The 22,603-nt window shown below is 38.0% G+C and carries 13 protein-coding genes; 5 read left to right on the top strand and 8 right to left on the bottom strand.

Annotated elements, in window-relative coordinates; genetic code table 11:
- Positions 1 to 112: 112 nt before the first annotated feature.
- The 3 genes from PL9214_RS29090 to PL9214_RS29080 form a co-directional block, all read right to left on the bottom strand.
- Positions 113 to 1,840, bottom strand: coding sequence for a succinate dehydrogenase/fumarate reductase flavoprotein subunit (locus PL9214_RS29090; protein WP_072722791.1), 1,728 nt, complete (start codon positions 1,838 to 1,840; stop codon positions 113 to 115).
- 145 nt (positions 1,841 to 1,985) lie between these two features.
- Positions 1,986 to 2,297 (bottom strand): hypothetical protein, encoded by a 312-nt coding sequence (locus PL9214_RS29085; protein ID WP_072722790.1) that lies wholly within the window; start codon positions 2,295 to 2,297, stop codon positions 1,986 to 1,988.
- A 292-nt stretch (positions 2,298 to 2,589) separates the two neighbouring features.
- Positions 2,590 to 3,843, bottom strand: a complete 1,254-nt coding sequence (locus tag PL9214_RS29080; RefSeq protein WP_072722789.1) for a threonine/serine exporter family protein — start codon at positions 3,841 to 3,843, stop codon at positions 2,590 to 2,592.
- Between the two features lie 62 nt (positions 3,844 to 3,905).
- Between PL9214_RS29080 and PL9214_RS29075 the strand changes: the two genes are divergently transcribed.
- On the top strand, positions 3,906 to 4,448 hold the full coding sequence (locus tag PL9214_RS29075) for a pentapeptide repeat-containing protein (protein ID WP_072722788.1): 543 nt from the start codon (positions 3,906 to 3,908) through the stop codon (positions 4,446 to 4,448).
- Here the strand turns inward: PL9214_RS29075 and PL9214_RS29070 are convergent.
- The gene (locus tag PL9214_RS29070) at positions 4,434 to 4,634 is read right to left on the bottom strand and encodes an RNA-binding S4 domain-containing protein (protein ID WP_072722787.1); all 201 of its coding nucleotides are present in this window, start codon (positions 4,632 to 4,634) and stop codon (positions 4,434 to 4,436) included. The two genes, PL9214_RS29075 and PL9214_RS29070, sit on opposite strands and share 15 nt — an antisense overlap.
- 210 nt (positions 4,635 to 4,844) lie before the next feature.
- Here PL9214_RS29070 and PL9214_RS29065 point away from each other — a divergent pair, with 210 nt between their 5' ends.
- From PL9214_RS29065 to PL9214_RS29055, 3 genes are read left to right on the top strand one after another with little or no spacing between them, the layout of a single operon-like run.
- Complete coding sequence (locus PL9214_RS29065; protein ID WP_072722786.1) at positions 4,845 to 6,353, top strand: UbiD family decarboxylase; 1,509 nt, start codon at positions 4,845 to 4,847, stop codon at positions 6,351 to 6,353.
- A gap of 50 nt (positions 6,354 to 6,403) precedes the next feature.
- Positions 6,404 to 7,723, top strand: coding sequence for an AAA family ATPase (locus tag PL9214_RS29060; RefSeq protein WP_072722785.1), 1,320 nt, complete (start codon positions 6,404 to 6,406; stop codon positions 7,721 to 7,723).
- Positions 7,680 to 8,435 carry a retron system putative HNH endonuclease gene (locus PL9214_RS29055; protein ID WP_306341374.1) on the top strand — a complete coding sequence of 252 codons (756 nt, stop codon included), beginning with the start codon at positions 7,680 to 7,682 and terminating at the stop codon, positions 8,433 to 8,435. The genes PL9214_RS29060 and PL9214_RS29055 overlap by 44 nt, the downstream gene beginning before the upstream one ends.
- Positions 8,436 to 8,512: 77 nt before the next feature.
- Here PL9214_RS29055 and PL9214_RS32560 read toward each other — a convergent pair whose 3' ends face one another.
- Entirely contained in the window at positions 8,513 to 16,156 is a 7,644-nt protein-coding gene (locus tag PL9214_RS32560) for a glycosyltransferase (protein WP_072722783.1), read from the bottom strand.
- A 210-nt stretch (positions 16,157 to 16,366) separates the two neighbouring features.
- Here PL9214_RS32560 and ftsH3 point away from each other — a divergent pair, with 210 nt between their 5' ends.
- On the top strand, positions 16,367 to 18,205 hold the full coding sequence (gene ftsH3 / locus PL9214_RS29045; RefSeq protein WP_072722782.1) for an ATP-dependent zinc metalloprotease FtsH3: 1,839 nt from the start codon (positions 16,367 to 16,369) through the stop codon (positions 18,203 to 18,205).
- Between the two features lie 121 nt (positions 18,206 to 18,326).
- On the opposite strand, the gene PL9214_RS29040 is transcribed toward ftsH3, so the two are convergent.
- The 3 genes from PL9214_RS29040 to PL9214_RS29030 all read right to left on the bottom strand — a co-directional run bounded on the left by PL9214_RS29040 (position 18,327) and on the right by PL9214_RS29030 (position 22,255).
- Positions 18,327 to 18,935, bottom strand: a complete 609-nt coding sequence (locus PL9214_RS29040) for a CPP1-like family protein (RefSeq protein WP_072722781.1) — start codon at positions 18,933 to 18,935, stop codon at positions 18,327 to 18,329.
- A 267-nt stretch (positions 18,936 to 19,202) separates the two neighbouring features.
- Positions 19,203 to 19,979: a peptidoglycan editing factor PgeF gene (gene pgeF, locus PL9214_RS29035; protein ID WP_072722780.1), complete on the bottom strand. Its 777-nt coding sequence runs from the start codon at positions 19,977 to 19,979 to the stop codon at positions 19,203 to 19,205.
- Positions 19,980 to 20,047: 68 nt separating this feature from the next.
- Positions 20,048 to 22,255, bottom strand: coding sequence for a tetratricopeptide repeat protein (locus tag PL9214_RS29030; protein ID WP_072722779.1), 2,208 nt, complete (start codon positions 22,253 to 22,255; stop codon positions 20,048 to 20,050).
- Positions 22,256 to 22,603 lie beyond the last annotated feature (348 nt).

The raw sequence follows: 22,603 nt of genomic DNA, 5'->3' as shown, positions 1-22,603 counted from the left end.
CTATTCAATCTGTTTATTTTCTTATTCTACTTCTCGGAGAGTGACAGAAGAGGGATATCTCAATTGTAGTAAGCCCTTTAGGGCTAGGAGGCGTTCACGCCTCACTACTTTTTCAATATTTTCGTTCCTGGGGTTCAAATAACGTTATTTGAACCGGACGATATGCTAAATCAATACCCGCAGGTGAATAATAAGCTAAGGTATGTTTGAGGAACTGTTCATCATTGCGTTGGGGATAATCTTCTCGACTGTGAGCCCCTCGGCTTTCTTGACGGTTTAAGGCTGAAGTTAAAATCATATTTCCCACAATCATTAGGCTTTTTAATTCCAAAGCTTCAATTAATTCTGTATTCCAACATTTGCCTTTATCATCTAAATAAATCTGTTGATAACGATTCTGTAACTCTTGAATTAGACTTAACCCTTCTCGCATCACACTATCATTTCTAAACACACCACAATGAGCCGTCATAGCATCTTGAAAGTCTTGGCGGAGTGTCCCGATTCGGTAATCTCCTGATTGATCTAATAACCCTTGTAATTGCTCTTGAGCTTCTTTCAAATAACGCTGTTCATCAAGAGTTGGTAATTTGCGATTTTGCACAAATTCAGCAATAGCTGCTCCTGTTCGTTTTCCATAAACAACACATTCTAATAAGGAATTACTACCTAAACGATTTGCTCCATGAACGGAGACACAAGCCGCTTCTCCCGCCGCAAATAATCCATCCACTAAACTATCGATACCGCTTAAAACTTGCCCATTAATATTAGTCGGAATTCCCCCCATTGAATAGTGAACCGTTGGACGAACAGGCATCGGTTGAACCACAGCATCAATGCCTAATAAACGGTGCGCTTCTTCCCAACAAAAAGGAATCCGACTCATAATTTTTTCCCGTCCTAAATGTCGCAAATCCAAATAAACATAAGGCCCCCCAGAACTGCCATCGGGGTTAATTCCACGCCCTGCACGAATTTCTAAAGTAATAGCACGGGACGTAATATCTCTCGGTGCTAATTCCATGCGACTTGGGGCATAAGTCGCCATAAATCGTTCCCCATTACTATTAATTAAATAAGCGCCTTCTCCCCGCACGGCTTCGGAAATTAACACCCCTACCGGATATAATCCCGTTGGATGAAACTGTACAAACTCCATATCTTCCAAGGGAACTCCCGCCATCGCCGACATCGCCAACCCATCCCCCGTTGAGGCGTAGTCATTGGAGGTGGTATTAAACGCCCGACCATAACCCCCCGTTGCGAACATTACCGCCTTCGCACGAACAACCGTTAACTGTCCGTCATTAATACGGAACATGACAACGCCCTTGGCTTGTCCCTCTTCCAATATCAACCGCATGACGTACCATTCATCATAAATCTGAACGCCATAGCGTCTGAGATTATTCACCAGTTCGTGTAAAATCGCATGGCCAGTTTTATCGGCGGCGTAGCAGGTGCGGTTGTGAGAATGTCCTCCGAAGGCCCGTTGGGCGATGCGTCCATCAGGAAGACGGGAAAATAAGACTCCCAAATGTTCTAAATCAATAATGACATCCGGGGCTTCTTTGGCTAAAATTTCCACCGCATCTTGGTCAGCGAGATAGTCTGAACCCTTGACGGTATCGAAAGCATGGGCTTCCCAACTGTCGCTTTCATCAATATTTTTTAATGTAGCGGCGATACCCCCTTGGGCGGCAACGGAATGGGAACGAATGGGGTGAGTTTTAGCAACAACGGCTATATTTAAGCTGGGGTTAGTGCGGGCAATTTCTACCGCCGCCCGACATCCAGCTAACCCGCCCCCAACAATAATCACATCATGTTCTAGCATCTTAATCAATTATCAATTATCAATTATCAATTATTAGTTATTAGTTATAGGTCTGTAAGGGTGGGGGAAGCCCGCCCCTACTGGTATAACTCTTACACTGATAACTGATAACTGATAACTGATAACTGTATGAGTTGAATTTATTCTAACTCGCCACTTGCGCCGTTTTGGAACTGGGAAGTTCAGCACGGCTTGGTTCGTCTTCAATGGATGGGTCTACAGATAGAACTTCGATATGGTTAAATAACGTGGTGACAAATGCAAAGAGTAAAAAAGGTAAAGACAGCACAACAATTAAGCCCACCGTTGCTAACGCATAAATTTGGCGGGCTGTACTCCACAGTGCTAATGAAGTCGCTAAGGCAATAAAGATGACAATTAGCCAAACGATAATTTGGCTATAGATATCGCCATAGGTGAGTGTGCATCGAATACGATACTTTTTCAGATCTTGCATTGGCTCTCTCTTGTAATATTGCTTTAAACTTCTAGGTTAAAGGGTTGATTCAATTTTGGAAAAATTTTAAACATTTTAATAAGAGTTGTAATTTAACTTTACGTTTGGTCATACTTCAGCAGGCAGCAAACCGGATAAAATTCTGAATTCTTGATTTTTTCAGGAATTCTTAACATTGATTGTTCAGCATTAACCCTCTTAGGGAATAGCGAAAAGCGATTTGAGAGACTCTTCCGCACCCTACGCCTGTCTTTTATCTCCTTTCTCCAAAATCAGGGAAGGGGTGAACGCTCTAATCATCTGATCTAAAAAATAATAAATTCGGTAAGGCTAACCCCACCGGAATTCCTAATGTCATTAATAAGGCAGTTCCAGCCATCACTATCGTATTAGCAATTAAAGAAATATCGGAATTGATGCCTAATTTCATCATTAAAATTAAACCACTTCCGGCTCGAAACATAAAAATTCCAGGGATCATTCCGACAACAGCCCCAAATGCAATCGCCGCCGAAGGCACTTTAAACCGTCGAGAAAAATAAACTGTCATTAATCCCACAACCATTGAAGCCAAAAGATTTCCCCAAATAATTCCTAATCCAATATAAATCGAAAAAAATCGCATTCCATAACCGACCATTCCACAAAGAATACAAACCCAAAGAATTCCTTTAGGAACATTAAATAAAATAGCAAATCCGGCAGCGACTAATCCAGCAAATAAAATATTTTCCGGCTGTAATAAAGGGGATTTTATCGAATTAACAGCAACAGAAATATCCATAATACTTCCTGATAATAATAAACCAAATAAAATAGAGATTAACATTACTAAACTAAAATTTAATCGCGCAATTCCTGTGATTTGATGGTTATAAACCATATCTAAAACTGCATTAATTAAATGAACTCCGGGGACTAACATCATGGAGGGAACTAATAAGCAGGGTTCTGGGGTTGTTGTCCAACCCAGTTTAATTCCAATTGCACTGATACACCCTCCCAAAAAAGCAGCAAAAAAGGTAATAATAAACCCATTAAACTTGTTTTTTGCTAATTGTTGTCTTAAGATTAATCCCAGGGCTGTTGCTAAACTCACAATCAAAAAAGTAGACCAATCTCCATGAAAAATTTTAGCCAAACTTCCCCCCGCAATTCCTAGCATTAAAACTAAAAACCATTGCGGATAATGATGAGGCGCATGGTGATTAATCAGTTCTAACTCATCTGTAACTTCTTCTAAAGTTTTATGTCCTTGTTGAATATCATCGACTAAGCGCATCACTTGAGTCATGACCATCATATTAATTTTCATCGCCGGAATGGGGGTACTAATGCGCGAATAAAATTGATTATGAATTTTGGTTGTTAAGGTGATAGCTTCATAAGATACTAATAACCGGGCTTCAATTCCTAAACTATCGGCTAATTGACCAGTTACCCGATGAACTCGTTCTGTTGCAGCACTATTTTGTAGAAGAAGTCGGGCGGTAAGTAGAACCAGGTGAAACTTTTGATCAATCTCTTGGAGGACTGTTGGCGTCATCTGGGTTTTTCCTTAAACGGACATCTGATGCTATTAATAGTATGGGATTTAGGCTTAATTTTATGGATAGTTGGGAATTAGTACAACGAAAAGCCACAGGGGAATGGAATTTTAAAGAGGTGGATTTAAGAGGCGCTGATTTACAAAGTTTGGATCTCAGTAAATTAGTCTTTATTGGGGCTGACTTAAGTGGGGCAAATCTCAAGGGCGCAAATTTCAGTCGTTCTTCCTTACGCGGTGCTAACTTAATGGGGGCTAATTTAAGTTATACGATTTTAGAACAAGCTAGTTTATATGGAGTACAAATGATGGGGGCAAACCTCTCCCATGCTAACCTGAATGGAGCCAATTTAACCCACGCCAATTTAAGCTATACTAATCTTTATCAAGCTAATTTAAGTGCTGCAAACCTTTACGGGTGTAATTTAGAAAATGCTTGGTTAGTCGGGGCTGATTTACGAGATACGGATTTAGAAAAAGCTAATTTTAAAGCCGTTAATTTAACTGATGCTAATTTAACGGATTCTAGTGGATTTAATCAAAGCGATGCCATCATTTGTAATACGATTATGCCCAATGGTGAATTGATGTTATCCCTGCTCTAAATTAACCGTTAAAGTTTTTCCACCAATCCACACTTGATCTCCTGTAACTAATTTTCGTCCCCGTCTAGTTTCAATCTCACCATTAACTCGAACTTCACCGGATTGAATCATAATTTTAGCTTGTCCTCCGGTAGAAACCTCACCCATGAATTTCAGAAATTGATCAAGTTTAATAGTTTCAGACATGATTTGATAGGCTCTTAATAGAGGGTCAGGTATTTAATCTATTATAATAAAATTGAGGATTTTGAGCAAGGCTAAATCAGGTTAATTTAATAAAGGTTAAATAAGGAATAAAAAAATAATTACACTGACCTAGATAATTTTGACAAAGATGGGCATTCCGTCTCAAAAACTGTCATAATATAAAAACAGATGTAACAATTCTTAAATACAATGGCGAGAGACTTAAGGGGATTTTTAAAACTGTTAGAAGAACGGGGACAATTACGGCGAATTCAAACCTTAGTTGATCCTGACTTAGAAATTGCTGAAATTTCTAACCGAATGTTGCAATGTGGTGGCCCAGGGTTATTATTTGAAAATGTTAAAGGTTCACCCTATCCGGTTGCGATCAATTTATTAGGGACAGAACAACGGGTTTGCTGGTCAATGAATATGGAAAACCCCCAAGAGTTAGAGGAATTGGGAAAAAAATTAGGAATGTTACAACAACCTAAACCGCCTAAAAAAATCTCCCAAGCCATTGATTTTGGTAAAGTTTTATTTGATGTCGTTAAAGCCAAACCGGGGCGCAATTTTTTCCCTCCTTGTCAACAGATTATCATTGAAGGGGATGATGTTGATTTAAACCAAATTCCCATGATTCGTCCCTATCCTAAAGATGCGGGAAAAATCATTACGTTGGGATTAGTGATTACGAAAGATTGTGAAACGGGAACCCCTAATGTTGGAGTTTATCGCTTACAATTGCAATCTAAAAATACCATGACCGTCCATTGGTTATCGGTGCGAGGAGGGGCTAGACATTTACGCAAAGCGGCGGAGAAGGGAAAAAAATTAGAAATTGCGATCGCATTAGGGGTTGATCCCTTAATTATTATGGCGGCGGCGACCCCCATTCCGGTTGATTTATCCGAATGGTTATTTGCAGGATTATATGGGGGTTCTGGGGTACAATTAGCCAAGTGTAAAACGGTAGATTTAGAAGTTCCGGCGGACTCAGAATTTGTATTAGAAGGAACCATAACTCCTGGAGAAATTTTACCTGATGGCCCCTTTGGGGATCACATGGGATATTATGGTGGGGTTGAAGATTCTCCGTTGATTCGATTTCAATGTGTTACCCATCGTCAAGACCCAATTTATTTAACTACCTTTAGTGGTCGTCCCCCCAAAGAAGAAGCGATGATGGCGATCGCATTAAACCGAATTTATACCCCGATTTTAAGACAGCAAGTCTCGGAAATTGTAGACTTTTTCCTTCCTATGGAAGCCTTAAGTTATAAAGCGGCTATTATCTCCATTGATAAAGCTTATCCGGGTCAAGCGAGACGGGCTGCTTTAGCATTTTGGAGTGCCTTACCTCAGTTTACTTATACCAAATTTGTGATTGTTGTAGATAAGGAGATTAATATTCGAGATCCGCGACAAGTGGTATGGGCAATTAGTTCAAAAGTTGACCCGTCCAGGGATGTTTTTATTCTTCCTGATACGCCTTTTGATACCTTAGATTTTGCCAGTCAAAAAATTGGATTAGGGGGAAGAATGGGCATCGATGCAACGACAAAAATCCCTCCCGAAACCAATCATGAATGGGGAGAACCTTTAGAGTCAGATGTTGATGTTGCTGAAAGGGTAACCAAACGTTGGGCAGAATATGGATTAAATGATCTGAATTTAACCGAAGTAGACCCCAATAAGTTCGGCTATGAGATAAGATAGTTGTAAGGTGCTACTATCTAAAAAAAGCTAAAATTTTTAAGGAGACAAGAATGTGGGTCGAAAGCGTAACTCTAAATAACATTAAATGCTTTAAAAACGAGGAAATTATTTTCACTCGGACTGCTATTAATGTTTCCAATCATCGCCCAAAACCCTATTCTTGGATTTCCTTATTAGGGGAAAATGGTGTTGGCAAAAGTACATTACTGCAAGCCATTGCCTTACTTTTAGCAGGGCCAGAAGCCGCGAAAGAACTGCTACCTCGCCCTACGGGTTGGGTTTGTGATTCTAAAAAGCCGGGGAAATTAAGTATTACTTTAAATCAAGAAGAAAATGATGCTGTAATTTTTGGAAAGGTGATTTTTGGTAATAAAAAAAGAAAAAAAATTTCCTATTCTTATTTTGTTACAGCAGATAAAGCAGTCAAAGTCGGTGAAGAGACTTATACAGAACCTGCATTAATTGAAAAAAGTTCAGAAATATTAAGTTGGTTGAGAAAGAATGCGTTTGCATCCGATACAAAAGGATGGTTTGCTGCTGGATATGGTGCGTTTCGTCGCCTAACTAGAACCAGTCAAGTTTTAATTCCTAGTTTAGAACCAGCAAAACGATCTAGCAATTTTGCCACGCAATTTAATGAAGATAGTGCGTTGAGTTCATTTGAAAGATGGATGGTTTATCTGGAATTTAGAATTGCTAAAGGAGATCCAAGCGCAAAAAAAATGCGAGACATCGGGATAAATGCGATTGAAAAACTACTCCCTGGAAATACAAAAATTGCCGAAGTAAGTATCGAAGGTTTAATTATATTTGAGATTAATGGTCAAAAGGTTTCAACGATTGGTTTATCGGATGGATATCGCAGTATTATTGCGTTAGCAGGAGATTTAATTTGGCGCTTACTTCAAAGCTTTACTGATTTAGAAGATCCCACTCAAGCATCGGGTGTTGTTTTAATTGATGAATTAGACATTCACTTACATCCTTTTTGGCAACGATGGATTGCTGAATGGCTACGCGAAGTTTTTCCCAACCTTCAGTTTTTTGTTGCTACTCATAGTCCTTTTATTGCAGCTGGAGCCGGAGAAGATGCTTTAACTTTACGTTTAGATATTGTTAACGGAGAAACTAAAATTACACCCGTTGAAGACATCTCAGCTTATGATGTTGACTACATTCTCAGAAGTCCGGCTTTTGGTTTAGAGTCTACCTATTCCCCCTCCACACAGGAGAAAATTCAGCGATATCATGAACTCAGAATCAAAAAAGATAAGCTGTCTAAAGAAGAAGAGCAGGAATTTAACCAATTGAAACTGTTTATGCAGGATAAACAACCTATTTCTCCTCCTGAACAATGCAAAAAAAGATGATCTTAAGGATGCTATTAAGAAGGCTATTAATAAATATAATCAGCCTGAAGTCAAGCAAGCTTTAGTTGAAATGTTTCAGGGAAAATGTGCCTATTGTGAGAGCCAGATTCGGATTGTTGATTATGGGGATATTGAACATTTTTGTCCTAAAAGTAAAAGTGAATATACTGATTTAACCTTTGAGTGGACAAACCTATTATTATCTTGTACCATTTGTAATAATTCTCAGCATAAAGGGACAAACTTTCCCCTAGATGCCAATAAGAAACCTTTGCTAATCGATCCAACTGATGAAAAAACTGATATTTTTGAACATCTTCAATTAACTTGGGATCAAACTGTGAAACAAGCCTGGATTGATGGGGTGACTGATAGAGGTAAAACTGTTGTAGATATTTTTGATCTAAATGATAAAAGAGGTACAAGGAAAGAGTTAATTCGAGACCGAAGTAAAAAAGTTAAAACAATGCTTGTTGTTTTCAAGATGGCTACCAGTGAAACAATTGATGATTCTACTAGAAAAGATGCGATAAACTTACTAAAAGAGTCCTGTAATATTGAAGAACCCTATCTAGCTTTCGCTTTATTTTATATTTTACCATTTTTAGCTCATCACTTTCAAGATTTAGATGCAATTAATTTCTTAAAACAAGTAGGTCAACGGAGTCCTAGCTATAGCCAATTTGCCAGAATTAATCAATTACCGGATTAATTGTAGGAGGATTATTAATATTTACATCAATCTCGGTGAATCCGCCCCTACAGTCAATTAATTTCTAAGCCAAAATTCTAACTTTTCACATGAGAAACCTGATTACTTAACTGTTGATAATCTGAACGAAACCAGTGCGGTAAACGGGAAATATTTTGAATTTGTAATTGTCCGGGGCGACAATATAATAACACCGCTAACAGGTATTTAATCTTGTCTATTTCATTGAGTCCTTGATTCATTTTAGAAGCTAATGTTTTGATAAATTCCTGTTCTGAAGCCGTTAACACTTCTTGAGAAAAACCACTATGTAATAACGTTCGATAAGCTTGACCCACTGAACTTTGATAAATTGATTCTAATGTTGGAGATTCCAAACCCAACCAAAAATTAGCTAATTCTTGACGAATTTGACGTAACTCTTTAACAATATCAACATTAGACGGATCAATTCGATATAAATTTACACATCCGACTAAACGTTTTTGGAAAGCTTCTGTTTCAGATAACGCTTGATTTTCTGGAACAGAAACAGCCGTTTTTAATGCCGTTGATAGTTTGACTGTTTCCAGGTTTGAGGGATTTTCAAACACCCGTTTATAATCTTTCAATAACCATTCAGGTAAACGATGATCTGCATTAGCAACTAATATCTTACCCGGAGGATAATATAACATCAACACCATTAAAGAGTTTAAAGAATCAGACTGTTTGAGTCCAATCGCCTTTTGAGTCATCTCATGGAGAAACTTTTGTTCTTCTGGGGTTAAGGCTTCCCTTTGAATCCCTCGATTTAAAAGAATTTGATAGCCTTTTCCTAAATCCATTCTATAGGTTTGTTCTAAATCTTCCAGGGAAATTTTTAACCAGTGCTGCGCCATAACTTTGCGAATTTCTCGCAACTCATCAATAACGGATTGATTATTTCTTTCTAAATCATAACGATTGACTGCATTAACTAATCGAGATAAATACTGTTGTATTCCTTCTCGGCTATTCGGTTGAATAGATTGCTGATTTTGCTGCCAATTTTGAAATAATTGCTGAAAGATTACACCGATTTTAGCCGAGTAGGTTCGACTATCCAAAAATTCAGGATTTTGCTGCATTTTGTGTTGAATTTCCTGGCGTTTTTGTTGTCGCAGTTGCGGGTTATTGGCTAGGGTAATAGCTAAGTTAATATAGGCTGCTTCGCTATTGGCAATTAAATCAGCAATAGAGAGTGATCGCAACAATGAGGCAGCCATCAAAGACCGGAAAGATCCTCCATCTCTGGGCACAATTATCTGACCAGCTTGGGACGTTTCCGAAGAATAAGAAGGAATAGAATCTCCATCTCGGACAATGGGAACTAAACCAACTTCTAAGGGATCAAGTAAAGATGTTACCCCAGAAAACGGATAGGAATCTAAATAAATGTCCGCTAATTTTAAATATTCTTTAATATCTGAACGACTGGGTTGTTTTTGTAAGAAAATTAAGCGACGACTTTCTACCCCATATTGGGCAAGAACGCTTTGAAATTGCTTAATAAATGGAACCGTTGCATAGCGAGAACTCCAGTTCGGGTTAAAGGGATATAACACTAAGAAAGAGTTAGGAACTGCTGCTAAAATTTTAGCCCAAGTTTCTTGGACTTCGGGAATAATTTTATAAAAATTTGATCCTGAAATAAACATAATGGAATCATCAGGAATTCCTAACAAAGAACGATTAGGAATTCGTTGCGGTGCTTCAGGCGGAATTACAGAACAACTAAAACAATGTGCAGTCCCAGGAATTAATATTAATTTTTCTCGATATTGTTCTTGAGCATTTTCTTGAGGTTCGGTTAAAACGCCTGAGATATAATAATCAATACTTCCCATCCCACTGGTAACACAGGATGGGGTTGTATTGACTTGAATTCTGGCTAATTTATGCAACGCTAATAAAGTGACTGGATGAGAAACTGCGGTGATATTACTCCCAATCAGTAAAATATCTAAATCATGATTTCTAATCAAGTTCACTTGTTCAGTTAAATTACTCGGAAGTGGAACTAATTGCTCAACGCGACTTTTACAATACTGTTCTAAAGGATGATTATTGGCGGTTACAGTATATAAAATTAATTCAAATTGATTTCTATCTAAATATTCAAAAGTAGGTAATATGGCATAGGTTTCTGTTTGAGGATTAAAATGATTACTAAGAATTCCTAAACGAATTTTTTGACGACTGTGAGGACGTTGAGGAAACTCATAATCTAAAGCATGACCTAAACTTTTTAGGGCGAACTCCATAATTTCTGCCCGTTTAATATAAATGTCTTTGAGATTTGCCGTATTAAAATATAACGGAATAAAGTTAGCCATTTGGGTGAATTGCCAAGCTAATTCTTTCCAAATTGGAAACTCAGGATTACTCATAAACCGCCCATGAGTATAGTTAATCCAATTTTCTACATAACGATAATAACGGTCAGTTTCTCCGACTTCCTGGAAAAATTGAGGAACTGCTAACATAAACTTAAAATAATCCTCTAAAAACCATTTAGGAATAGGAGCTTGAATATACCAGTCTTGAGGGAGGTGATACGGATAACAATATAAAGTTAGGGCTAATAAATACTGTAAGCCTTTGGGCTGGTTTAGTCCTGTTTTTAAGTAAGTACACCAGTCTTGAATGTGAGCTTTTTCTTGAGGCGTTAAAGCTTCATTTTTAAAACTACTATTCAAGAAAATTTTATAAGCTTGACCAATTTCTCCTAAATAAACTTTTTCTAAGTTTTGAGCTTCTAAACCTAACCAATATTGAGCCAAAATCTGCCGAATTTGACGTAAGGGATTGATAATAGTGTTTGAATTAGGATTTGTTTTATATTCTTCATTTAAACGGACAACTTCTGCTAAAATTTGATCCGGAGTCAAGGTTTTTATCTGGGGTTTTGGTTGTTTCTGAGGAGCGAATAAGGCAATAATTGCTTGTTTAATTGTATCAGATTGACTACAATTTAAAGCAGCTTGAATTTGAGCAATAACGGCTTTAGTTTCTCCCTGAGTTAACATTTGTTGGGCGGTACTAATGGCATATAAACCATAGTGTTCTTTGGCTTTATTCGATAAATCCATCGCTTGATTTTCAGGAAGATAAGATTGAGAAATTTCAATCGCTTTTAATGTATCTGTAATATTTTCTCCCCCTTGAATTAAGCGAGATGTCCAAGAACTTAAATGTAAACGGTAAGCGGCTAAAATTTGAGGTTCATAACCGATAGGATAATGAGCAGAAATTCTTGTCCACATTTCCCAATCAGCTGCTGATTTGGCTTGAGGACAAAACCCCCCTAATTGTTCATAAGTGGTATGTTTTACCACCATTGAAGAGGGTTGAATGCGTTGAGAAACAGCAATGCGTTCGATCCAGTTTTCTAAAATTCCGGGTGTTTCTCGTTCTAAAGTAGAGATAGACCGTTGATGATTCTCACTATCTACATAATAATGACGACAAAATGCAGCCCCAATCTTAGGCTCTTTTTCAATAATATTTCTTAAGGTTTGATAAAATCCAGGTAAGACAAAATCATCATCATGTAATAGATGAATCCACTGTCCTTGAGCGCGTTCTAAACATAAATTAAAAATTGCCGTTTGACCAATATTGAGTTGTGAATGGCGATAAAATTTGATTCGATTTCCGCCTACTTTTTTAACAATTGCTTCTAGTTCAGCTTGCACTGCACTATCAGGACAATCATTAATCACTTCAATTTGCATTTCGTCTTCCCCTGGAGCTTGTTCCAGAACACTTCTCAGAGTTTGTTCTAAATAGCGAACTTTATTAAAGGTCGGAATCATCACTGACCAAAAGGGTCGCTTCAGATTAGAATTGAAAGGAGAAATCTGGGGAAAATTCCAGGGAGATTGAGAAAGGCGAGTTAAACTCGGTTGAGTTTCTCTGGCTTTAGTTTCTTCGTCTACAGAAATTAATTGCTGATTAATTCCTTGTAAAGTTTCAGTTTCTTTTTGAGCTATTTCTAACAGTGTTGAACGCACAATATCAGCCATTTTTTCCCAAGAAAATTTTTGAGCTTGTTTAAATCCTGCTGCAATTAAAGCGTTTCGTCGTTCAGTATTCTGTATATTTTTAAGTTCTTGAGTCAGTTGATCAATATCATCTTCGTTGACATAAATAGTGGCGTTACCTGCGACTTCAACAATAGAACTATTCCGACAAGTGATCACCGGACAACCGCAAGCCATCGCTTCTACAATCGGTAATCCAAACCCTTCATATTTTGAGGGGTAAACTAAAGCGATCGCTCCGCAATAGGCTAATCTTAACTCTTGATCATTTAGCCTTACAAGATGAATATTACTGTCAGAAATATATCCCTGGAGTTCTTTTTCTAACTGAGGTTTTCCCCCAATACAAAGAATATCATAGCTTTGAAAATTATCTAACCGTGATAAAGCTTGAAACAATAAAATCGAGTTTTTATAACCCTTGGGACTAATCCGATCCCCAATAATAATAAAATAGGGTTTTGATAAATGATATTGTTGTTTAAATTGTTCAATTTCGGTTAAAGTTGCGGGAGTAAAAATTTCATCGACTCCACTATAAGCCACTTGAATTGGTTTATTAGCAACCTGTGGGAAAATTTTAACTAAATCCTGGGCGGTATTTTGAGAAATGGTAATAAACCCTGAAGCGTGTAAAATTCCACGATGTTTTTCTCGCCACATCGGTTCATCTAAATTTAGACCTATGACTTCAGGAATCATATCATAACCCATAAATACCGATGGGGTACGGATGGGAGTAGTATAATAAGTTGAAATGAATAAATCAGCTTTTTCTTGATCACAAATTGCTTGTAAGAGTTGGCGATCGCGATCCGTATTACCATAGTCATATAACGGAATAGATCGATACATAATTCCAGGAATTTTCGGTGCAGTTCCTTGCCGATCTAATACAATAATCTGTTGACAAAATTCTCCAGTTGACCATTCTTTCAGTAACGCTTTCCAAACTCTCGCAATTCCGGTATTATTAAATTGAAAAAATACGCCATCAATAATAATTTTAAATAACTTAGACTTTGGAGAAAAACCTTGCTTTTTTGAACTCCCCATTAAATTAATTTCTAAGGTTTCTGAAGGGTTCAAGACGTTTCCCTTGCGAAACCAAACCCCTGTATAGTCAATCTGATGAAGTCTAAAAGATTCTTGTTTGAGCTTTTCAAACTCATGAATTGCCTTTTTACATCCTTCCCAATGACCATAATCATCGATTTGAATCATTCCCAAAGAAACAACATTGTCATAGAGATTATTGAAGATATCTAAAGTAGAATCATACCAATCTCCATCCGCGTGCAGAAAGGCAATATCACCAATTTGTTCCCGATATAAAGGCAATGTTTCACAAAATAAACCGGGGACGGGTTTAATAATAGATTGGACATCTAAAAGCTGACAAATCTTGTCTAAGTTCTCCCGAATTGGAGCACCTAAAGTCCCAGCACCAAAACCTGTTTGATTTGCTGGAATTCCCTGATGAAGATCAGCATCACTCGGATCGGGCATTCCTTCAAATGTATCAAAAGCATAGACAAAACGGGGGCGCAAAGTGTAACGTTTAATCACCGTTGCTAATAAAGCCGATCCGCCTCCTTTATAGACTCCACACTCAACAAAATTCCCTGGAATATCCTCTAAACATACTTTTTTAGCTAAGGAATAAAGAGAAAATAATCGTTCATAACTTAACAGAGTATAAGGTCTGACGATAGACAAAATTTCTTGAAATTCCTGTTCTGAATTATCAATAGCTCTATCGCTAACCCGATAATTCATTAAATGGGTTGGCAATTGCCAATTCACGTTAGAATCTGGTTGGTGCATCACAGGTTCTACATTTCCTCGCCAAGCCACTCCCATAATTTGCATCGTTTGATATATCATCGTATTCCATCCTTTATCTCTCAAATAATGCAAGCCTTCAGCTACATCAGGAGAAGCCAAATCATGAAATAGAATCATGGCATTTTCTTCGGCATATTTTTCACAGGCGATCGCATCCTGAAGGGGGCCAGGAGATTCATGATTTCCATCAATAAAAATTAATGACCATTTTTTTTGGGATTGATTTGCGAGTTCCTCGACTTTTTGCGGACTATAACCTGCCCATAAATTAATCTGATTTAGAACCCCACTATTTCTCAAACAACTGGTTACACTGTTATAAATCTCTGCATTCTTAAGGATCGGATCAATCACATCTAATTTGACTCCAGCCAGTCCTAAATGACAAGCTGACCATCCCATCCAACACCCAATCTCTAAGGCATTCTGATGCTTAAATTTTAGGGCTGTGTTGTAAAGAATTTGAGCTTCATCCCGACTTAAAAATCCTATTGTTGGTTGCCGACGATCTACATACCAGTTGTGGGAAATATCCCTTCGCAAATAGGGCCAAGAACATCGAGCCGGATTTCCGACTATCATATTAGGAAAATATTGATCGGGTTGAACAATTTTTAATCCAGGGGAAACATAATCTTTTTCCGGCAATAAAGCTCGTTCGATCACTGAAATGGTTTCCTGAATCATTCTTTCTTCCTTAAACATTTTTTCGGCTCGCTTTTGACAATTCATTCCGATCCTTTGGCGTAACTCTGCGTTCATTGCCCAATTTTTGAGAATGTCACAAAGCTCTCTAACCGTAGCTTTTGGGTCATGTTTTGGGTCAGCAATTAATTGACCCGTGTTGCCTAACTCTTCAGGAATTCCACTAACGGCTGTTGCAATTACAGGCAATCCTTTAGACATGGCTTCCATAACACATAAAGGCATTCCTTCTAATTCTGAAGTTAAAATAAAAATATCAGCTACATCTAACAATTTGGAAACATTTTCTTGCTGTCCCAAAAACTTAACTTTATCCGTAATTTTTAACTGTTTAACTTTTTCTTGCAGTTCAGTTTCAAACTCAGGTTCAAAAACCCCTCCTCCCACCCAAATAAAATAGAGATGATTCCATACAGGTGTGGATCTCAACTGTTCAATAGCTTGCAATTGATACTGATAGCCTTTGCGTTTTTCGATCCGGGCAGAGGTCAAACAAACCACCGCATCTAAAGGAATTTCCAGTTTTCGGCGTAAATTTTCATTAATTAATACGTTACGAGGGGTAAAGTAATTTGAAGGTCTTCCGTAGTAAATCACTTGCCCTTTATTTTGGGGAAGCCTAAACAGTTTGTGGAGTAAACTTAAATTGTTCTCAGAAACTGCAATAACAAATCGAGCTTTGGTGTAGTGATGAAATAATTGATCTAACTGGTGATTAACTTGAACGGCTAGATGAGGCTCCACTAATCCTTCTACAATAATATAAGGAAGATTGATTTCTGTAGCAATCTGTTTTATAATTAAGTTAGAAAAAGGATTAGAATTGCTGCAAATTAGCAAATCAATTTTTTCAAGTTGTTTTCGGATTATTAATCGTAAATTTTGACTGTCTTGAGATAAATTTGAATAATCAATCCCAATATGCTTAATACCGAGTTCTTGCTGTTGAGTTACCAATTGAGTATAGGTTTGATGGTAGGGTGAAGCGTGTAGAGATGTGACCTCAAAACCGATTTTAGCTAATCCACATAAAAGCGAGTGATTATACTGAGCAACGCCACCGACTCCGGGATCATCTGTAGATAATAAAATTCTCTTCATGCCCACACCTACTCAAAAAATTTGCTGAATCATTGACGAGTGAAAATGCTCAATCTCCACCCTACATCTTAAATGAAGCTTACATCCCCTGATCACAGGATCTCTAGCCTTACCCCCTACCTGGATGAAAAATACGTTAAGATTAGTAACAATAGCATAAGAATACCAGAGTCCTGTGGACTCAGAGCAACAGTAGGAGGATAGACCTCGGTGAACAAACGCTGGAGAAATGCAGGGTTATACGCCCTGCTCGCCATTGTCGTCTTAGCATTAGCAACCGCCTTTTTTGACAAACAGCCCCAAACGCGGGAAAGCTGGAAGTATAGTACCTTTATTCAAGAAGTCAAGAGTAATAAAGTTGAACGGGTCAGCCTGAGTTCTGATCGTTCCAGAGCCTTAGTCACGGCTCAAGATGGGAATAAAATTTTAGTGAACCTCCCTAACGATCCTGAACTGATCGATATCCTGACTCAAAATAATGTTGATATTTCAGTTCTACCCCAGAACGATGACAGCTTTTGGTTCAAAGCCCTCAGCAGTCTGTTCTTCCCCGTTTTGCTCTTAGTGGGTTTATTTTTTTTATTGCGTCGCGCTCAGAATGGCCCTGGTAGCCAAGCCATGAACTTTGGTAAGTCCAAAGCGAGAGTGCAGATGGAACCTCAAACCCAAGTCACCTTCGGGGATGTGGCAGGTATTGAACAAGCTAAACTCGAACTCAGCGAAGTGGTAGACTTCCTGAAAAATGCCGATCGGTTTACGGCCGTCGGTGCGAAAATTCCCAAAGGGGTATTATTAGTCGGCCCCCCAGGAACCGGGAAAACCCTGTTAGCCAAAGCCGTTGCGGGTGAAGCCGGAGTTCCCTTCTTCAGTATTTCTGGTTCAGAATTTGTGGAAATGTTCGTCGGGGTCGGGGCGTCCCGGGTTCGTGACCTGTTTGAACAAGCCAAAGCCAATGCGCCTTGTATCGTCTTTATCGATGAAATTGACGCCGTTGGTCGTCAACGGGGGGCAGGTTTAGGTGGCGGTAACGATGAACGCGAACAAACCCTCAACCAGTTATTAACGGAAATGGACGGGTTTGAAGGTAACACAGGCATTATTATTATTGCCGCCACGAACCGTCCTGATGTTTTAGATGCTGCTTTAATGCGTCCGGGTCGCTTTGACCGTCAAGTGGTGGTTGACCGTCCCGACTATAACGGTCGTTCCGAAATTCTCCGAGTTCATGCACGGGGTAAAACCTTGGCTAAAGATGTGGACTTGGACAAAATTGCCCGTCGGACTCCTGGGTTTACCGGGGCGGACTTATCCAACCTGTTGAACGAAGCTGCTATTTTAGCCGCCCGTCGCAACCTCACCGAAATTTCAATGGATGAAGTTAATGATGCCATTGACCGGGTGTTAGCGGGGCCAGAGAAGAAAGATCGGGTGATGAGCGAAAAACGCAAAACCTTGGTGGCTTATCACGAAGCGGGTCATGCTTTAGTCGGGGCGTTAATGCCTGACTATGACCCCGTACAGAAAATTAGCATTATTCCTCGCGGTCGGGCCGGAGGGTTAACTTGGTTTATGCCTAGTGAAGAACGGATGGACTCCGGTTTATTCAGTCGTTCCTATCTGCAAAATCAAATGGCCGTTGCCTTGGGTGGTCGGGTGGCTGAAGAAATTATCTTTGGGGAAGAAGAAGTTACCACAGGGGCTTCTAATGACCTACAACAGGTCACTCGTGTGGCTCGTCAAATGATTACTCGCTATGGCATGAGCGATCGCCTTGGCCCGGTGGCATTAGGTCGTCAACAGGGTAATATCTTCCTGGGACGGGATATTATGTCAGAACGGGATTTTTCTGAAGAAACCGCCTCTGCCATTGATGAAGAAGTTCGCCAACTGGTGGATGAAGCTTATAAACGGGCGAAACAAGTATTAGTAGAAAACCGCCATGTTCTGAATCAATTAGCGGATTTGTTAATTGATAAAGAGACTGTAGATTCGGATGAACTGCAAGACTTATTAGCCAATAATGATGTAAAAATGGCTGTGATCGCTTAATCAAAAGGTTCAATATTAAAGCGATTCAAAAAGAACAGGGCTAGATTTCTCAAACGAAAAACAGCCCTGTTTTTTATTAAAATTAGGTCGGGGGTTTTATCAGACTTTAACCGCGTTTGAATTAACGTAGAAAGCAACTCACAAGCCACAAAATCGTAAAAGTGATTAGAGAAATAAACTGTTCTACTGCTAAGGGTGTTCCAATCAATGAACTGAGTAAACTCCCCAACAACAACCCCGTAATTAAACCTGTCACTGTTAATAAAACAGCCCGACCAAACTTATTTTCTTTGCGGTTGAGAAAATACAGACAAGATCCAACCCCCAAGGCCAGGGTCAGCGTTAAAATCGAGTCAGGCGAACCGGGATATAAACTTAAACCCCCTAACGCTGCATAAATTCCCGATGGCCATAGCAGATCAGCACGGCTAGGAGTATCCAGCAGTTGTTGTAACCAATTGGGTTTTTGATTCGCTGGAGGTTGCAAACCGGGCGGGGGAGTTGGGGTCGCTCGTTCAGGAAAACGAATCCGTTCAGGGACTTTAATTTTGCCCTCTTGTCGCAGTTTTAGCCGATCCATCAAAATGGCATCATAAGCTGCTTCAATGGATTCCAGCAGCTTACGTTCACCACTATATTGTTGTTTTAGGCGATCCCGGGCTTCCTGAATTTCATCAAAGGAGGCATCAACGGTAACCCCAAGCTGTTCGTAGGGACTTTGCTCGCTCATCGGACTTTATATTTATACCGTTTTATTAACTGTAAGCTTAACTCAATCTCTATCCAAAGCGTTGCTCTGTTGAGAGACTTCTCCTCTATCTCTAATATTAACGACTGATTTGTCGGTGGACAAGGGGAAGAGGGGACAAGGGGACAAGGGGACAAGGGAATAAGGGGACAAGGGGACGGGGAGAAGAGGGGAGGGGGGAAGAGGGGGAATGATAGATGGTTTTTTGGTGAAAGCTGACACTCAATAGGTAACTGTCAACTCCCCTAATTATTGACTGACAATTCCTGACCATTGGACTTTTTTTAAGTTGTCTCGGCGGTAGGAGAAGAAGGCATTGGGATCTTGATAGGTACAATAGGGAGCGATGGCGATTTGGTCGGGTGTAATCCCTAACTGTTCTAGTTGTAAGCGATTAAACCGTCGTACATCTAAGCGAACTTTATGGGGTTCAGGGTCGGGAAGTAAGGGGGAATTGGGGAGTTGATAGATGGGTTCTAATCCTTCTGCTTCGGTGTCGAAAGCCAGACTTTGAGCTAACTGTGTGGCGACATCCAAGGAAACTTGATACACTTCCCCGGAAATAGCTGGCCCTAAAGCGACTCGTAGATCCTCTAATTGACTACCGACCGCTTGGAAATGTGCGATCGCTTCAGGAACAATTTTAGCAGCCGTTCCTCGCCATCCGGCATGAACCGCCGCCACTTTTCCGGTTTGAGTATCTGCAATTAACACCGGAACACAATCTGCTGTCGCCACCCAAACGGCTTCTGAGGAATTTTCTGCAAATAAACCATCGGCTTCCAAAAGGGGAATATCTTCTGCGGTTGAAGGCTCCAGGGGGTCTACAGTTCCCGTTTTTAATACTACATTTCCATGCACTTGTTTAACTCGATACACTGGAACTGAAGGTTGCAGAACATCAACTAAATCGGAGGGTGTGCGAGGACTAAAGGAACGAGTAAAAAAGCCGTGTTGCCAATCTTTAAGTAAACTACAGGTTAAATAAGGTAATCCATCCCAGCTTTGCCAGTGCCAAGTGTGCATAAAATTACGATTAGGAACTGTTACGATTACAAACTCCCTTAATTTTAACTGATTTCTTAGTGTCTTTCCTATACTTCCCTAAGAAAGTTTAATATATTTTTAATCAAAATTAATAATTTAGATACTATAAATATTGGTAGTGTTATTACTAGGCATACTTTACTACTCCTCCTTTTGGCTTTTTCAAAAGCACTCAAAAATTCTTCATTTTTCTCAAGTTTAGGGTTGTTTTTAAGAGCTATATTATAACTTTCGGTAGCATCACTATATCTTCCAAAACCAGATTCAGCTTGTCCTTTATAATAGTAAAATTCGTAAGGCTCAAAATATAATTTTAATTCCTCTTCAATATAATTATCGGATACTTTATTGAAGCTATATAGACTTTCTTCATATTTTTTATTGTTTAAATAAATAATACCATTACACAAATTGCATAAATTATCTTCTTCAAAAAACTCTGGATATAATTTTAGTATTTCTTGTAAATCATTAAAAGCATTATTAAAGTTCTCCAATCTTATATAAAGATATGCTCTTTGAGAAAAAATTTTAGAAAAGATATGACAATTTGCACTAATATCATCCTCTGTATAATAATTTATAGTTAATATATATTTTTCTATAGTTTCTTTATAATTTTTGAATCTAATTAATATTTCTCCTATACTAAGAATAGTATCAAGATCATAAGGTTTAATAGACAAAGCCTTTTCATAGTTACTAAGTGCATTATCATAATCTTTAAGATGGCTGAGAGATTTTGCTGAATAATACCAAACATTAAAATTTTTAGAGTTTAATTTAATTTCTTTGTGAAAATAGTTTAAAGCTTTTTCAAAATTACTATTACAATAATATGCCATTCCTAGCTGGCAGTAGAAATCATCAATACTAACTTTGTGAATATATTCTTCAGCTTTTAATAATAAATTAATAGCCTTGTCATATTCATTTTTATTAAAAAATTCGCATCCTCTATTATACCAAAATCTAAATTGGTACTGGTATTGAATCTCTTTTATTAAATCAATGACAGGATTTATAATATCTAAAGCAAAATTTGCATCTTCTAAATCTAACCCCATAATTTTTAAAAAATGGTTATCTTTTTTTAAAAAGTAAGAGCCTTCTGCTTTAAGTAGCCAAGACTCTGAATAAGGGTCTAAAATTAAAGAATATATATCTTTCAATAAAGCCACTAAAATTTTATGGATAGCTACAGTAATTTGTCTAACGATTTTTAATCTGTTTGAATTAGATTCACCTTTCTTAAATAATTCCTTAAAATCTTGCCCCCATTTCCATTCTTTTAATGGTAGCGAAAATAAGTTTTTCTCATAAAAATCGCTAATAGTACAATTTATATATAATTTATAATCAGTCACTTCACAAGATATTGAAGCAAAAGGAAGTGGACTTAAAATATCTGATAATCTTTCTAAGTCAACAGATGTTACAGCTTCTTTAAATAAATCTGTATAGACTTTTATAGGATATGAATCAACATCTCCATTTAAAACATCAGCAAAAGCTTTAACCTCGTTATTAATCTCAATAGGTAAATTGTTAATAAGGTTTTGTGGACAGTCTGAGCTAAATTTAGGAGGTGAAACTAATATTAGTAATTCTTTTTGATTTTTTAATATTCGCTCGATTTCATTACGGCTTACTTTTGAGAACCAAGTTTTTTCATCCCATTTTGCCTGTAGCTTTCTTTCTTGCATTTGAGATTGATAAGCAAATCGTTGTTCTTGTAGCTTTCTTGTGTGTTCCTGGTTAGATTTACTGATGGCTTTAATAGTTTCTAATTCTTTTTCTTTTAAATCAACATAATTATCAAAAAGCCTTATAATTTGTTGATAAATCTGATTATTGCTTTGTACAATAAAATCTTTAAAATCTTGCAATTCTTGCTTTATACTTTCAATTTGATATTGTGTACTAGAATTAAATTGCGTCTGTAAATTAGCTATTTTTTCTTTTATATCAGTTTGGAAATCTTCGGATGTATTAGATAAATACAAGGTAATTTCATTATTTATAGATTCAATATTATTTTGCTCTAATTGATATTTTTCTAAGCAGGTTGCTGACACATCTATTATACTATTATCTTGAATGGTTAAAGCATTAGAATCAGGTTGATCTTTTCGTTTAATATAATAATTTGTATCAAGTTCTTCTAATTCTTTTCTAAGTTTTAAACAAGGTTCATAAAAAGTAGCATTCAATAAATTAGTTATAACCGAAGAAGGAGGTAAGTTTTGATCCATATAATGATTTGCCGAATATAGGGTTAATTAAGGTATTAGTCAAGAAAACTCATCAATTTCATTATAATAAATTTTTTAAATTTGTGTTGCTCTCCTCGCTTTCCTTGCTTTAAATCACAATATAGCACTATGAGGAGACAGGCTGATCCTATAGAACAGAGAGTAGAAAATTTCATCAACCCTACTGAAACACCGGAGCAATGGCAAACTTTCCTTGAAGCTTGGGAACAAGCCTGTGGGTATCGCCCTGATTCTAACCCTCTTTTATCACTTTGAGGGAAAAGCCTGATTTTTCGTAGGCTGAAAGGGCATAACTGCGTTAAAATTCCCCTTAGTCATAAAAGAGGG

The sequence above is a fragment of the Planktothrix tepida PCC 9214 genome (assembly GCF_900009145.1).
Classification (GTDB): Bacteria; Cyanobacteriota; Cyanobacteriia; order Cyanobacteriales; family Microcoleaceae; genus Planktothrix; species Planktothrix tepida.
The sequence above is the reverse complement of the archived record's forward strand: the minus strand, read 5'-3'. Positions and strand labels throughout refer to the sequence as shown.